Source organism: Streptomyces sp. NPDC058000, from assembly GCF_042886435.1.
GTDB lineage: Bacteria > Actinomycetota > Actinomycetes > Streptomycetales > Streptomycetaceae > Streptomyces.
In genome coordinates this window covers 107,620-122,394 of record NZ_JBHVQS010000003.1, presented here as the reverse complement: position 1 = coordinate 122,394, position 14,775 = coordinate 107,620, and the positions used below count along the sequence as shown (strand labels likewise).

Here is a 14,775-nt window from a genome sequence, read left to right as displayed (position 1 = left end):
TTCGATCCCGCCGGGGACCAACCCGGCCAGCTCGCAAGCTCTACACAAGATGCTCTCTGCCTTCGCGGAGTCGAACGCGGTTCGTTCGTTCGTCGTCACGCCGTCTGACCTCCCTGTGCCACAGGCACAACGAGTATGACCCGTATCCACTCATCGGCCGCGTGCGGTTCCCGCTCCTGCGCTGGGTGCTCGCGCCTCGGACGACATGGCAAGCCCGCCTGGCGGCCGAGTTCAGGCGCGCGACGGTCCCCCTGGAGACCTCCGTCAAGAAGGCAGCCCCTCACGACAAGGCGGTACGGTCCGCACGCCTAGCCGAAGCCCGCCTCGCCGGCAATGACCTGGACGGAGTGGCTTTATCGACGTCTCACGACAGCAGTTGTTGACGACCGCGGGAGGCACCTGCCGCGCCGGGATGTCGTTGTCGACGAGAACGGGAGGCACCCGCCGACACCCGGCAACGGAGCGGTGTCGACTGCCACCTGCGCCCGTAGCCAGCGCTTTTTCCCCGAGCCTCGGACGGGCGGTCGACCTCGTCTCGCCGGTCACCACCGAGCTGCTGTCCGAAGCCGTGGACATTCGGCGCGGGCAGCGCCTCCCGAAGGGCCGGACAAACGCTGCTCTTCGTCATCGACAGAGCCAGACGGAGCCCTCGACGCCGCCAACTACGGCGCCGAGCTCCTCGAAGACAAGGTCAGCTCCGTGCGCGCCAAGGACCGCCTGAAGGAGTTCTCCGAGCAGCTCCAACCCCACAAGTCCATCCCGGCCGTCCGTGAATTCCGCGAGCGGCTCCAGGCGCTGCCCGAAGCGGCCTAATCGGTACGCGTTGCGCGTTCCGAAAGAGCTCTCTCGGAGCAGACCGCTGAAATGCCAGGATGGATCGCATAACGACGATCAACGGTGAGGTCGCAGCCGGGTTCGAGCCAGTACGCGAAGCGTTCGCGGCGAACTTCGAGTGGACGTGTGGGGTGGAGTAGCGGACCCCGACACCGGTCGTCCGTGGCAGCGGGACACCCTGCAACTGGTCTACTCGGCGACGAAGGGCGCGACCGCCACCGCAGTGCATCTGCTCGCCCAGCGAGGCGCGCTCGACTTGGACGCACCGGTGGCCAAGTACTGGCCGGAGTTCGCTGCGAACGGTAAAGCGGAAATTCCGGTGCGGTGGCTGTTGTCCCACCAGGCCGGCCTGGTCGCACTGGACCAACCGGTGCCGCTGGCCGCTGCACTGGCCTGGCAACCGATGGCGGACGCGCTGGCCGCTCAGCGTCCCCTGTGGACCCCAGGCGCGGCTCACGGATATCACGGCCGGACCTGGGGCTGGTTGATCGGCGAGGTCATCCGCCGGGTATCCGGCCGCACACCGGGACGTTTCTTCGCCGACGAGATCGCCGCCCCCCTGGGTCTGGACTTCTTCATCGGGTTGCCGGCGAGTGCACGAGACCGTGTCAGTCGGATGGTTTACCAGCAGCCCCAGGTCGACCTCACCATCGTGCCCACGGAGTCAATCCCCGAGCAGCTCCGCGAACAGGTCGCGGCCTGGCGCGACCCGAACTCATTCAGCAACAGGGCGTACGCGGTTACCGAACCGGCCGCGATCGATTTCGACTCGCCCGAGGTGCAGGCTGCGGAGCTCCCGGCCTCCAACGGCATCAGCATCGCAAGCGGCCTGGCACGCATGTACGCCGCTCTGATCGGCGAGGTGGACGGCGTACGCCTACTCACGCCGGAGACCCTCGCATCGGCGACCAAGGAACAGGCCAACGGGAAGGACCAGGTGCTGGTGGCGCCGAGCCGGTTCAGCTCCGGATACATGCTGCCCACCGGGGACAACCCCATGACGGGGCCGGACTCCTTCGGCCACACCGGCCGAGGCGGCTCACTCGGCTTCGCTGACCCGGAACACGGCATCGCCTTCGGCTATGTGATGAACCACATCATCGGGGGCCCTGACGATGTCCGTGCGGCATTGCTGGTTGACGCGGTGCGAAGGTCTCTGTCGTAACTGCGCACGGACGCGGCAGCCTTTCCCTCCATGGCGCGGACCGGAGCCAAGCTCGACGAGCGCGAGACCCCGTTGGACCTCCTCGCGGCCGAACGGAGACTCGTCGCCAATCAGCCGCGAGCAGACACTGATCGGCGACGAGAGCTGCTTCGACAGCTCGGCGAGCTCTTTCACTCAACCCGCCCTATGCCCGCCCTTCCTGCCCGTACAGGGTCGCGAAGTCCCTGAACCGCTCCAACGCGCTAACCAGGTCAGCGGGTCCGCAGCGGAGATGGAAGACGGAGCCGTCCGACCACGCCTGAATCCAGGAATCCCCATTGGTGACCTCCGTTCGGTCGAGGATGGCCCCGCTGAGCCCGGTCTCTTCGAGGTCGACCTCAACCGACCAGCCGGGGTTGTCCAGCGTCTCGATGCGGATGCCGTACTCGTGCTCCCAGTCACCGTCGCACTGACTGGTGTACCAGGCGGTGAGAAAGCTCAGAGCGTCTAGGGGCACGGGGTGTTCTCCCACGGTTCGGTCGGACGAGCGCTTCCATCCGGAAGGTTCACGTGAGGCGTCGGAATCGTCTCGCCCGTCTTCCGGTCGTAATGGGCCGGGCCGACCATGTCGGCCCGCTTGGTCATCTTCCACGGTGCGGGATCGTGTGGGTTGTCCTGGGGCCCCCACTCCGCGTAGTGGGTGACCCGACCGGTCGTGCCATCCCGCCGGAAGGTGGTGTGCGGTCCGGTCGCGTCCTCATGCGGCCGGAGCCGCTTCGCGCGGGCGAGGCCGAGTGGGTCCAGCTGGATCAACGGGTTGTCGACGTACGCATGATGGTTGAGCGCAGGAGCAAGGCCCAGCGGGTCGGCGGAGAGGTAACGGCCGACCTCCGGGTCGTAGTACCGGTGGTAGTTGTAGTCGAGCCCGGTCTCGTCGTCCCGGTACTGGCCGGGGAAGCGCAATGGACAGTCGGTCTCCGTTCCGCCGCCGGTGACGGTTGAGCCCCACAGATCCGTCGTCGTGTACCAGGCGATCCGCCCGTCAGGGGTGACGAGTTCACTGGGTGCGCCGACCGCATCGGTGATGATTGCGTAGAACCGCTGGTCGATCTCCGCTTGCGTGACGCCGGCCGACCATGAGCGGTGGAGCTGGCTCGTGGGCCGGTACTCGCCGGGTTCCCAGTCCCATGTGGTAACCACAGTCCGGCCTTCGGCAGAGACGGAACCCTGCTCGGCGAGGCAGTCTTCGTCCCAGGAGAACAGAATGGCGGGGCTGTCCACGTCGGTCCGCTGCTTGGCGATTCGCCTCCCCAGCGGATCGTAGCGGTACTCCCAGGTATGGCCATCAGTCGTCACTGTACGGACCAGCCGGTCGTACGCGTCCCATTCGAAGGTCCGTTCCAGAACCTTGCCGGAGAGCGTGCGCCGGGTCTCCCGGACCATCCGGCCCTGCCCGTCGTGCTCGTAGCTGGTACGCCCGGCCGAGCGGACCAGCGTTCCGCTGTAGAGCCGTTCCCCGGACGTCTCTCGCGCGGACCCGGAATGTCCGGTCGCCGCCGTGACGTTCCCGAGCGCGTCGTAGGCGTACTCCTCCGTCCAACCGGCGGCCTGAACCGTGGTGACTCGGCCGATGGCGTCGAGATTGTACGAACGATTGCCGCGGACCATGTCGGAGACGGCGATCGGGTTACCGTCCGAACGGTAGGTGTATGTGCGCTGCTGGAGCGGGTCGTACCGGGCTGGTGACTCGCCGACGGCAGGAACCTGGGACCACACCGCCTGCCCGGTCAGCCGATGAGCCGCGTCCCAGCTCTGGGTGAGAGCAGCGCCTTGACCCAGGTATCGGGTCGTTTCCCGCCCTGCCAGGTCACGGCTGAAGGACAGTCCGCCACCCGGTGTCGCTAGCGTCACCGGAAGGCCGTTCGCATCGTACGTCCACTCAGAGATCGCGCCGGTCGGAGTGGTCCGGCGGACCCGCCGACCAGCCACGTCGTACTGGTTGGTTACGGACCGCCCGTCGACGGTCTCCGTGAGAACCCGGCCGACGGCATCCCGGTAGAAGACCACAGTGCTGTCGGCCGAGGCTTCCAGCAGACGGCCGAGCGCGTCGTAGCGGAAGGTGGCGGGTGTGGTTCCGTCCGCCTCCCGCAGGATGACCCGGCCCTCGACGTCACGGGTGAGCCTGACGGTCTGTCCGCAGCCGTTGGTCCGCTCGATCGGCCGGCCGGCGGGGTCGTTGCGGTAGATGAGCGTGGATCCGTTGAAGTCCGTCTCGGAGAGAAGACGGCCGACGGGGTCATATGTGTAGTGCCATACCTGGCCCTGTGGGTTGCGGACCCCGATCAGCCGCAATTCCTGGTCGTAGGTGAAGTCGTAGCGGGTGCCGTCGGCATCCGTCCGCGCTGTCACCTGACCGAACGGGCCGTACTCGAAGGTCACGGCGCCCCCACCGGAGCCGAGGTGTCGGACGAGGTTGCCGGCAGCGTCGCACTCCCACTGCTCCCGCGCCCCGTCGGCGCCGACACGCCAGGCCGGTTTGCCCTCGATCGTCCAGCCCATCCGTGTGGCGCCCCCGAGCGGATCGGTCAGAGTCACCACACGGCCGAACGCGTCCCGGGTCACCCGGGTGACCGCGCCGAGCGGATCGATCACCGCCACCGGCAGCCCTGCCCTGTCGGTCTCGTAGCGGCGCACCGTGCCGAGGGAGTCGGTGACGGTGGCCAGCCGACCGTGTTCGTCATAGCTGTAGGTGGTGGTGGCGCCGAGCGGGTCGACGGTCGACAACAAGCTGCCGTGGGCGTCGTAGGTGTACCGCCAGATTTGGCCATCGGCGCCGGTGATCTCGGTGGGCAGGCGGAGTTCGTTGTACGTTGCGGTCTCCGACGTGCCGTCGGGGCGATCGATTCGTAGCGGATCGCCGTTGGCGTCCAGGGTGTAGCGGGTGGTGTGCCCGAGTTCGTCGGTGCGTGACAGTAGGCGGCCGTAGCGGTCGTACTCGCTGTGGACAGTGCTACCGAGAGCGTCCACTGTTCTGGTGATGTGGTGGTACTGGTCGTAGTGGTACTGCCTGCGATGGCCAAGGCTGTCGGTCACCGTGGTGACCCGCTGCTGGGCATCGTAGGCAAAGGTCGCGGTGAGAACGTCCTCAGAGCCGTGTGCGCGGCACACCCGGCCACCTGCGTCGTAGTCGTATCGGTACCAGAAGCCGTTGCGGTCGGTCCATGACGTGAGGCGGTCCTGGCTGTCGTAGCCGTGGACCAACGCGACACCGGAGGAGTCGATGATCTCCGTCAGACAGCCCCGAATGTCATAGTCGTACGTCACCACGGTGGTGCCGAGTCCGTGGTTTGTGCCGTCCAGCAGCCGCAGAGCGTCGATCCGAGGGCCCGATGCCGTGTGGATGGTGTCGACCATGACGCGGTAACCGCCGGAGTGCCGGAGCTCGGCCGTTAGGCCGTCGTCACCCGCGAGATAGTCCACTCGGTCACCGTTGCGGTCGGTCAGCGCGCTGATCGGCCGTGTCGATTCCTCCTCCGGAGCTGCGGCGAAATGCCTGGTCCATCCGGTCTCCGGGTCCTCGATCAGGATGGTGTCGGTGTCCGGATCCCAGGTGAGTGGCCAGCGCGCCCCCTCGGAGGGCAGTACCTTCTGGCCGGGCTGGGTCGGTCGCGGATAGTGCAGGGTCTCCGCGTCCTCCCCTGCGTAGTGGATACCGTCCGCACCGACCTGCACACGCTGGTCGAGCGTCGAGGACCAGCCGGGCCCGAACCAGCGGCCTCCCGGGTAACCGGACGCATAGGCCCGCCGAACTACCAGCGGCAGGAGGCCGGGCAGCTCCAGATCGACGTCCGACATGACCATCTGGCCTGAGACCACGTCCACCGGGTCACCCGCGGTCTTGCACTTCCGGTTGCCGTGCGACGACTGCCCCGGCTTGCCAGAGCCGCTCAACTTTGTCTGGTTTGCCTGGCCCTTGCCCACGTGTGGGCTGCCGGGCACGTCCTTCTTGCCGCCATCAAGGATCTTCTTCAGCTCGGAGGCGTGTTTGGCGTCGGCCTCACGCGTATTGTGGGCAACCTTTTTCAGGTTATCGCCGGCCGTGCGGTAGAAGTTCTTGAGCGCCTTGCCTGCGTCCTCGGCCAGCGTCTTGCCGAGCTTCTGCGCCCCGTGCTCCAGGGCCTTGACGATCTGGTTGCTCATTCGAAGCTCACCCCCGCGATCTTGGACTGGAACGCCTGCGCGTGCCCGGCCACCGTTTCGGCGTGGCCGTGCATCGTCCGCGCGTGCGACTCCAACGCATCCGGGTCGATCCGGAAACCCGAGCTGCCCGGACCGCCGCCGGACACCCCCAGCGCGGACTCGGCGGCCTGGAACACCAGCCCGCTCACCGCCCCCGCCACCACCTCGATCAGCGGATCGATCGCGGCCTCGATCACCTGGCCGATGAGGTACTGCTCCAACTGCTGCTCAAGGGCATTGACGAGACGCTTCGCCGCCTCTTCGATCGCGATCAGTGCTGCCTCGGCCACCCCGAAGGTCGCCACGGCAGCCGCCTGGTCCGCCACGAACGTCACCGCCAGCACGATCAGTTCGGCGATCGTCTCGACCTTCATCCCCACGATCACGTCTGCCGCCACGTCCAACGCCGTGGCCACCGCATGACACGCCCGCACCAGCTCTTCCATGTGCCGGTCCGACAGCTGCCCCCACTTGGCCAGCAGCGCCTCGTATGACGCCCCGTCGTACGCTTCACGGAGCCGCTTGACCGTCGCCGTTGAATCCTGGTGCGCGGCCTCCACGTTCTCCGCGAACTCCCGTACGTGGGAGGCGAACTCGCGGACCTTGTCCTCGTTCACCGTCGGCCAGTTGATGCCGATGAGCGAGAGGAACGACACCACCTCTTCAGGCAACTCGATCGCCATGCTGCTCCTCCCCCGTGACGGCGTGCGCAGTCGACCGTAGACAAGGACGCCGGTTGAGGGAATGGGGTTCCAACCGCGACACAGCCCGAGCGGGCCGCCTCTAGCCTCCGACCAGCACGAAGCGTTCGGTCCGTGGCCTCAGTTCTCGTCTCATTCGCCTCCGACCAGCGCCACTCGGAAGCCACATCCGCGCCTACTCAGCCGTGGGTCAGGACGCCCCCGTCCGCCTCCGAATTCCCAGACGAACATTTGCGTTACGAAGAACAACTGCCCCCAGATGCACCAAGATTAGTTACCAGGCTGCTGACAGCATGAAGAGACGGGAGAGCGCATGGGTAACGTCACCTCTGGCTCTGGAGAGGTTTTCCAGCCTCTGGAGGAGGACGACCCGTCTACGGTAGCGGGGTACCGACTGTCCGCACGGCTCGGCTCCGGGGGTATGGGCAAGGTCTACCTCTCCTACACTCCGGGTGGCCGCGCTGTCGCGATCAAGGTGATCAGGCCAGAGTTCGCGGAGGACCCGGAGTTCCGGCGACGTTTCCGCCAGGAGGTTCTGGCGGCCCAGCGAGTTCAGGGGTTGTACACGGCGCCGGTGGTCGCCGCCGACACGGAGGGGCCGCGGCCATGGCTGGCCACGGCATATGTGCCGGGGCCGACGCTGGCCGCCGCAGTCGCAGAGCACGGGCCCCTGGCACCGCAGACGATCCTGCTGCTCATCGCGGGCATCGCGGAGGCGTTGCAGTCCATCCACGGCGTAAGTATCGTCCACCGGGACCTGAAGCCGTCCAACGTCCTGCTGGCTGCCGACGGTGAGGCGCCCCGAAGTTTCCGGACAGTGACCCAATAGGGTTGTCCTGACCAGGAAACGAGGAAGAGCAAGTGGCGCCACCCAGCAAGTACACCCCGGAGTTCCGGGAAGAAGCCGTCCAGATCGCACTGAGGTCGAGCAAGACCATCACGGAAGTCGGCCGTGAACTCGGAATCAACCCGGAAACACTCCGGGGCTGGGTGAAGAAGCACGAGAAGCGGAACGAACCTCCCGCTGACGCCGGACTGTCGCTCAACGAACGCGCCCGACTGAAAGAGCTGGAACGGCGCAACCGCGAGCTGGAGATGGAGAACTCCTTCCTGAAAAAATGCGCGGCGTACTTCGCGAAGGATCCCCAGTAGCAAGCAAGTACGAGTTCATCGAGACGATGCGGCTCGATACTGCGGAGTACGCGTTCCCCGTCGGGTTCATGTGCGAACAGCTCGGCGTTTCCAGATCCGGCTACTACGACTGGCGCACCCGTCCGGATTCCGCGACGGCCCAGCGCCGCGAGGAACTGAAACTGCGCATCCAGAAAGCTTTCGAGGACTCCGACGGCACCTACGGCTACCGGCGTGTCCACGCCCAGCTGCTGCGCTGGGACGTGGCCGCCGGCCTGGAGCTGATGCGTGAGCTGGGCCTCGTTCCCTGCCAGCCCCGACCGAAGCGGTGGTCCCTCACCCAGGCCGCCGAGGCCACGGTGCCGGACCTCGTCGGCCGCAACTTCACCGCCGAAGCCCCCGGTGAGAAGCTCGTCGGAGACATAACTTACATACCAACTGCAGAGGGATGGCTTTATCTCGCGACCGTAATTGATTGCTGCACCAGGGAAGTTATCGGGTATGCGATGGACGACCACTACCGGACACTGCTCATCACCCGGGCGATCCGCAACGCGGCACGGAACCGCAAGCTCGCCAAGAACGCGATATTCCACACCGACCGTGGCAGCAACTACATGTCCGCCGAGTTCGCCGGCGTCCTGAAGGGGCTCCAACTTCGAAAATCCGCAGGGCGCACCGGGATCTGTTTCGACAATTCCATGGCCGAATCATTCTTCGGAGTCCTGAAGAATGAACGCGCATCACGCGTAACGTACTTGACCCGCGAGGCCGCCCGACAGGACATCACCCGCTACATCGAACTCTGGTACAATCACAAACGCCTTCATTCGGCAGTGGGTTACCGCCCTCCACGCGAAGTCCACGCCGAATACGAGAAGTTGCGAATCGCCGCGTGAAATAGACCGTCAGACACCTGTCCGGCAAACGCGAGGCCCCTCAGCCGCACAGTGCCCCGACGCTGAGGAACGGGCCGCCTTCCGGAGCCGACTGGGCCAGCGCTTGCGTGAAGTACAGGGCCTGCGGCTCATTCCCTTCGACCATCTGCAGGTGAGGGCCTTCACTGCCGTCAATCACCGGGCGGAGCAGCACCCCGCCCCAGAACCGGGCGAGTGCGGCAGGATCCTGACCCGGGATGGTGAGGCGCCGTAAGTGAGTCGTCATCCAACCGACGATAACCGCGCACTGCGGCGACAGCTGCGTGCTACGTCCCCCTCGTCGCAGAAACCTGCAATCGACCGGATCGCGGCTGCCAGCCATCAACAAGCCCGGTCGCCGCCGCAATCAGCGACGACGAAACCAGACCAATCTTCGGCAAGTTCCGTAAAGACAAACCTCGGGAACTGCGCCTTGCACCCCTCGCGACCTGCACGGCCAGGCAGGTGACGCCCCATCAGAACGAGCGTCATATGAGCGTCAAGATGCCGCGGAGAGCGTCATTTCAGCGTCAAGATATCGCCCGTAACGCCCACACCGCACATAACGCACGCCACCCAAATCCGCAGGTCAGGCACCCTTTGAGGCCCGCTCCAGGATCGCCACGCACTCCACATGATGCGTCATCGAGATCGCATCAACGCTGCACGGCACATGTACCGGGACGACGCGCCGGCGTCACGCATAGGCCGGCGTTCGACGGCCCGACCCGCGACCAACCGACAAAAGTTGCTCCTCGGAAGGCAGGAAAGTCACCCCAGGAAGCTCAACCGCACCCGGCGGTTCGGGTTGTCGATGTTCGTGTCGACCAGGCAGACGGACTGCCAGGTGCCGAGGGCGAGTTCGCCGGCGATTACCGGGAGGGTGGCGTGTGGGGGTACGAAGGCGGGGAGGACGTGGTCGCGGCCGTGGCCGGGGGTGCCGTGGCGGTGTTGCCAGCGGTCGTCCGCCGGGAGGAGATCGTGCAGCGCGGCCAGTAGGTCGTCGTCGCTGCCGGCGCCCGTTTCCAGGAGTGCCACACCAGTCGTCGCGTGGGGAGTGAAGACGTTCAGCAGACCGTCGCGGCCTTGTGCCGTGTCCCGCAGGAAGGCCAGGCACTCCCGGGTGAGGTCGTGGACCGTCTCCGTCGAGCCGGTTCGTACGTCGATTTCGCGTGTCGTGAAGGTTGCAGCCATGTGGTGATCTTCCCAAAGGGGAGTTGGCGCACGGCGGATGCGCGGGGTGGCGGCACCGCGTCGGGCGGGGCGCATCGGGTCGGGCCCCGCTTCCCCGGTCCGCGATGGCCGGTCAATGCTGTGGCAACAAAGGTCCAGCAGCCGAGACGGGGGTTTGACCCCTCTCCGCGGGCGGCGCTACGTTCGACGGCATGTCTACGTCAGCCCTGCTCACCACGCGCGGTCACATCGACCTGCTGCGGGTGGCGTCTGCCGCGTGTTGTGGTCGCGGCCGCTGTTGCTGACGTTCTTTCCGTTCGCGTTCCGCGGTTCTCGCTGAGTTTTCCTTCCTGTGTGTGCCGGGTGCCTCGGGCGCCGGATGCGTGATGCGTGCGTGCTGACGCGGCGTCGCGACACGGCGTGGTGTGCCCGCCCGGTGCCTGTGTGTCTGGGGTTGTTGATGAGCGGTGAGCAGGCTGCCGTGGCCGGGCGGGTTCCGGTCGGGGTGTCGGTGGCGCCGGGCGGGGCCGTTGAGCTGTCCCGGGTGGTGCCGGTGTCGGGCCGGCGATGGGTGGTGCCGCGGTGGGTACGGCGGGCCGTGGGGCCGGTCGGACTGGTCGTGGTGTGGCAGGCGTTGAGCGCCAGCGGGGTACTGCCGTCGGACATGCTGGCGTCCCCGGTGGACATCGCCCGTACGGGCGGCGGCATGGTCGCGGACGGGACGCTGCCGTCGGCGATGGGCGTCTCGCTGCAACGGGTCGTCGTGGGGCTGCTGTTGGGCGGGATCGTCGGGATCGGGCTGGCGCTGGTCTCGGGGCTCTCACGGCTGGGCGAGGATCTGGTCGACGCGACCGTGCAGATGTTGCGGTCCATTCCCTGGGTGGGGGTGATCCCGCTCTTCATCATCTGGTTGGGGATCGGCGAGGCCCCGAAGATCGCACTGATCGCGGTCGGGGTCGCGTTCCACCTGTATCTGAATGTGTACGCCGGGATCCGGGGCGTGGATGCGCAGTTGGTGGAGGCCGGGACCGCGCTCGGGCTGGGCCGGTGGGGGTTGATCCGGCACGTGGTGCTGCCCGGGGCGCTGCCTGGCGCCATGACCGGGCTGCGGTACTCGCTGGCGACCGCCTGGCTGGCACTGGTCTTCGGTGAACAGGTCAATGCCGACGACGGGCTGGGCTTCCTGATGAACCAGGCACGGGAGTTCTTCCGCACCGATGTGATCGTCGTGTGTCTGGTGGTCTACGCGGTGCTCGGGCTGCTCGCCGATTTCCTCGTCCGTACCCTCGAAAGGCTGTTGCTGCAATGGCGACCGACGTTCACGGGGCAGTGAGCCCCGAACCAGACATCTCCGACGCAGCGCATGCGTCATCGCCGTCTCCCCCAACCCCCGGCGCGCCGTCCCCGTCCCCCCGGTCCTCCGGTGCGCCGTCCGGGAGTGGCGGGGTCGCGGTGCAGGTCGCCGGGCTGGTGCGGGAATTCGATCGGCGGCGGGTCATCGACGGGCTGCGACTGGACATTCAGGCCGGCGAGTTCGTGGCGTTGCTCGGGCGCAGCGGGTGCGGGAAGTCGACGCTGCTACGGGTGCTGGCGGGGCTCGATCGGGAGATCGAGGGCGAGGTGCTGGTCCCGCGACGCAGGGCGGTGGCGTTCCAGGCACCGCGGTTGATGCCGTGGAAACGGGTCTGGCGCAACGTGCTGCTGGGACTGCCCGGGCGTCCCCAACGAGCCACTGCGGAACGGGCGTTGGCGGAGGTCGGGCTCGACCACCGCGCGGATGCCTGGCCCAAGACGCTCTCCGGGGGCGAGGCACAGCGCGCGTCGCTAGCGCGGGCGCTGGTGCGCGACCCTGATCTGCTGCTGCTCGACGAGCCGTTCGGCGCGCTGGACGCACTGACCCGGATCAAGGCACAGCGGCTGGTGGCCGAGCTGTGGCAGGAGCGGGGGTGCGCGGTGCTGCTGGTCACCCATGACGTGGAGGAGGCCCTGCTGCTGGCCGATCGCGTGCTGGTGATGGAGGACGGCTGGATCGCGTCCGAGACGGCGGTGGATCTGCCCCGGCCGCGGGACGTCACGGATCCGCGGTGTGCCGCGCTGCGGGCCCGGTTGCTCGGCCAGTTGGGGGTAGCGGGGGCGAGGAGCGAGGCGGACGGGGTGCCGGAGAAGGCGGCCGCCTGATGCGATTGCTTCCCCCCCCCAGTCACCCCAGCATTTCCGTCCTCCACCACCTCCCCACCAAGCGCAGAACCGCAGAACGGACAGACATCTCATGAGACCTGCATTCACCGGATTCACCGGATTCACCGGTGGCCCGGCGGCGGGGCGCCGTCGGCTCGCCCTCGCCCTGGCCGCGCTGCCCCTCGTCCTGGTGCTGGCCTCCTGTGGGGGTGCCTCGCGCGCCGACGGGGCCGGGGGCGGCGTCGGCGGGCACACCGACGGCAAGGGGTCGCTGACCCTCAACGTCGGGGACCAGAAGGGCGGTTCGGAGGCGTTGCTGCGGGCCGCCGGCGAGTTGGACGATCTGCCGTACCGGATCAAGTGGTCCACGTTCACGTCGGGGCCGCCCCTGCTGGAGGCGGTCAACGCGGGGGCGGTGGACGTCGGGGCGGTCGGCAACACGCCGCCGGTCTTCGCGGGTGCCGCGCACTCGAAGATCAAGGTGATCGCGGGGTCCCACAGCCGGTCGGACGGCGAGGCGATCCTGGTGAAGAAGGATTCGCCGCTGAGGTCTCCGGCGGAGCTGAAGGGGAGGTCGATCGCGGTGGCGCAGGGCAGTTCGGCCAACTACCAGCTGGTCGCGTCGTTGAAGGCGGCGGGGCTGTCTCCGAAGGACGTCACGCTCAACTACCTCCAGCCGGCTGATGCGCTGGCCGCGTTCACCCGGGGGAAGGTCGATGCCTGGGCGGTGTGGGACCCGTACACCTCGCAGGCGCTTGACCAGGCCGATGCCCGGGTGCTGACGACTGGTCAGGGGCTGGTGAACGGGTTGAGTTTCCAGGTCGCCGCGCCGGCCGCGCTGGACGACAAGGCGAAGTCGGCGGCGCTGAAGGACTACACGGAGCGACTGCGGCGGGCCCAGGACTGGGTGTTCAAGCACCCACAGGTCTGGGCGAAGGCGTGGGCGAAGGCGACCGGGCTGCCGGAGAAGGTGGCGCTGGACGCGGTCAAGCGGACCCGGGGGACGGCGGTGCCGGTCGCCGTGGACCAGGGCGCCGTCGGCTCCGAGCAGCGGATCGTGGATGCCTTCGCGGCGTTGAAGCTGATTCCGCGCTCCTTCGACTTCGGGGAGTTGGTCGATCCCCGCTTCAACGGCGGTCTGCCGCCTTCGAGTACGGCGCCGCGTACCTATGGAAAGGCCCAGTGATATGTCCGTACACCTGCATTGGTTCCTGCCGACCGGCGGGGACGGCCGGACGCTCGTCGACCGGCACGCCTACACCGACGGGGGCATCCGGCGGGACCGGATCACCCCGGTGAGCGGGGTGCGCGCCCCGGACGTCGAGTATCTGGCGCAGATCGCCAAGGCCGCCGAGCAGTTGGGGTTCGAGGCGGTCCTCACGCCGACCGGTACGTGGTGCGAGGACGCCTGGCTGACGACGATGGCGCTGTCGCAGGTCACCGAGCGGCTGAAGTTCCTGGTCGCGTTCCGGCCGGGGGTGATCTCGCCGGTGTTGGCCGCGCAGATGGCGGCCACGTTCCAGCGGGTCTCCCGGGGGCGGCTGCTGCTGAACGTGGTCACGGGCGGGGACTCGACCGAGCAGAAGCGGTTCGGGGACCATCTCGGGCACGATCAGCGGTATGCGCGGACGGATGAGTTCCTGCGGATCGTGCGGGGGGTGTGGGGCGGTCGGCCGTTCGACTTCCGGGGGGAGCACTATCAGGTCGAGGGCGGGCTGACGGCGCTGCCGCCGGATCCGCTGCCGGAGATCTTCTTCGGCGGGTCGTCGGCGGCGGCCGGGCCGGTGGCCGCGCGGAACGTCGACGTCTATCTGACCTGGGGCGAGCCGCCGGAGCAGGTGAAGCAGAAGATCGACTGGATTCGTGGGCTGGCGGAGCAGGAGGGGCGGACGGTCCGGTTCGGGATCCGGCTGCACACCATCTCGCGGGACACGTCGAAGGAGGCGTGGGCCACGGCGAACCGCCTGCTGGACGACCTCGACCCGGACACCGTCGCCGCCGCCCAGCAGGCGCTGGGCAAGAGCGAGTCGGTGGGGCAGCAGCGGATGCTGGCGCTGCACGGCGGCTCGCGCGACAAGTTGGAGATCTCGCCCAATCTGTGGGCGGGGGTGGGGCTGGTGCGGGGCGGTGCGGGTACCGCGCTGGTCGGCAGTCACGCGGAGGTGGCGGACCGGATCGAGGAGTACCACGCGCTGGGGGTCGAGCACTTCGTGCTGTCCGGGTACCCGCACCTGGAGGAGGCGTACTGGTTCGGTGAGGGGGTCCGGCCGGAGCTCGCCGCACGAGGGCTCCTGGACGCCGGGCCGTCGCCGCTGGCCGGGGTGCCGGCGGCGAACGGACGGCCCGCCTCGGCCCCCGGTGGGGCGCCGCTGCTGGTGGCGAGCGGGCGCTGAGCGGCGCGTTCGGCACGGGGGTGGGGCCGGGCGGGAAGCTCCCGACCCCACCCCGAGTTCGTAGA

At 67.8% G+C, this 14,775-nt stretch carries 11 protein-coding genes and 3 pseudogenes; 9 read left to right on the top strand and 5 right to left on the bottom strand.

Going from position 1 to position 14,775, the window contains the following annotated elements; genetic code table 11:
* Positions 1-639: 639 nt before the first annotated feature.
* Both ACFVT2_RS05340 and ACFVT2_RS05335 read left to right on the top strand, forming a co-directional pair.
* Positions 640-813: pseudogene (locus tag ACFVT2_RS05340) on the top strand (transcriptional regulator); the annotation flags it as partial.
* A 68-nt stretch (positions 814-881) separates the two neighbouring features.
* Positions 882-1,999: pseudogene (locus ACFVT2_RS05335) on the top strand (serine hydrolase domain-containing protein).
* Positions 2,000-2,183: 184 nt separating this feature from the next.
* Here the strand turns inward: ACFVT2_RS05335 and ACFVT2_RS05330 are convergent.
* From ACFVT2_RS05330 to ACFVT2_RS05320, 3 genes are read right to left on the bottom strand one after another with little or no spacing between them, the layout of a single operon-like run.
* Complete coding sequence (locus ACFVT2_RS05330) at positions 2,184-2,495, bottom strand: Imm53 family immunity protein (RefSeq protein WP_390012446.1); 312 nt, start codon at positions 2,493-2,495, stop codon at positions 2,184-2,186.
* Complete coding sequence (locus ACFVT2_RS05325) at positions 2,486-6,178, bottom strand: RHS repeat-associated core domain-containing protein (RefSeq protein ID WP_390012444.1); 3,693 nt, start codon at positions 6,176-6,178, stop codon at positions 2,486-2,488. Before ACFVT2_RS05325 ends, ACFVT2_RS05330 begins: the two co-directional genes overlap by 10 nt.
* Positions 6,175-6,900, bottom strand: coding sequence for a WXG100 family type VII secretion target (locus ACFVT2_RS05320; RefSeq protein WP_390012442.1), 726 nt, complete (start codon positions 6,898-6,900; stop codon positions 6,175-6,177). Before ACFVT2_RS05320 ends, ACFVT2_RS05325 begins: the two co-directional genes overlap by 4 nt.
* A 331-nt stretch (positions 6,901-7,231) precedes the next feature.
* Here ACFVT2_RS05320 and ACFVT2_RS05315 point away from each other — a divergent pair.
* A pseudogene (locus ACFVT2_RS05315) lies at positions 7,232-7,711 on the top strand (serine/threonine-protein kinase); the annotation flags it as partial.
* Positions 7,712-7,779: 68 nt separating this feature from the next.
* Positions 7,780-8,948 (top strand): IS3 family transposase gene (locus ACFVT2_RS05310; protein WP_390012440.1). Its coding sequence is split into 2 segments (ribosomal slippage): positions 7,780-8,044 and positions 8,044-8,948, totalling 1,170 coding nucleotides; the frame shifts between segments, so codons are not numbered across the junction.
* A 40-nt stretch (positions 8,949-8,988) separates the two neighbouring features.
* On the opposite strand, the gene ACFVT2_RS05305 is transcribed toward ACFVT2_RS05310, so the two are convergent.
* Entirely contained in the window at positions 8,989-9,213 is a 225-nt protein-coding gene (locus ACFVT2_RS05305; RefSeq protein ID WP_390012438.1) for a hypothetical protein, read from the bottom strand.
* Positions 9,214-9,737: 524 nt separating this feature from the next.
* Positions 9,738-10,160, bottom strand: a complete 423-nt coding sequence (locus ACFVT2_RS05300) for a secondary thiamine-phosphate synthase enzyme YjbQ (protein ID WP_390012436.1) — start codon at positions 10,158-10,160, stop codon at positions 9,738-9,740.
* Between the two features lie 191 nt (positions 10,161-10,351).
* On the opposite strand from ACFVT2_RS05300, the gene ACFVT2_RS05295 reads away from it, so the two are divergent.
* From ACFVT2_RS05295 to ACFVT2_RS05275, 5 genes are all read left to right on the top strand, one after another.
* Positions 10,352-10,444 (top strand): putative leader peptide, encoded by a 93-nt coding sequence (locus ACFVT2_RS05295; protein ID WP_390012434.1) that lies wholly within the window; start codon positions 10,352-10,354, stop codon positions 10,442-10,444.
* A 155-nt stretch (positions 10,445-10,599) separates the two neighbouring features.
* The gene (locus ACFVT2_RS05290) at positions 10,600-11,472 is read left to right on the top strand and encodes an ABC transporter permease (protein WP_390012432.1); all 873 of its coding nucleotides are present in this window, start codon (positions 10,600-10,602) and stop codon (positions 11,470-11,472) included.
* Positions 11,445-12,317, top strand: coding sequence for an ABC transporter ATP-binding protein (locus ACFVT2_RS05285; RefSeq protein ID WP_390012430.1), 873 nt, complete (start codon positions 11,445-11,447; stop codon positions 12,315-12,317). Before ACFVT2_RS05290 ends, ACFVT2_RS05285 begins: the two co-directional genes overlap by 28 nt.
* Positions 12,318-12,408: 91 nt before the next feature.
* The gene (locus tag ACFVT2_RS05280) at positions 12,409-13,503 is read left to right on the top strand and encodes an ABC transporter substrate-binding protein (protein WP_390012428.1); all 1,095 of its coding nucleotides are present in this window, start codon (positions 12,409-12,411) and stop codon (positions 13,501-13,503) included.
* A 1-nt stretch (position 13,504) separates the two neighbouring features.
* Positions 13,505-14,710, top strand: coding sequence for an LLM class flavin-dependent oxidoreductase (locus ACFVT2_RS05275; RefSeq protein ID WP_390012426.1), 1,206 nt, complete (start codon positions 13,505-13,507; stop codon positions 14,708-14,710).
* The last annotated feature ends 65 nt before the right edge of the window (positions 14,711-14,775 follow it).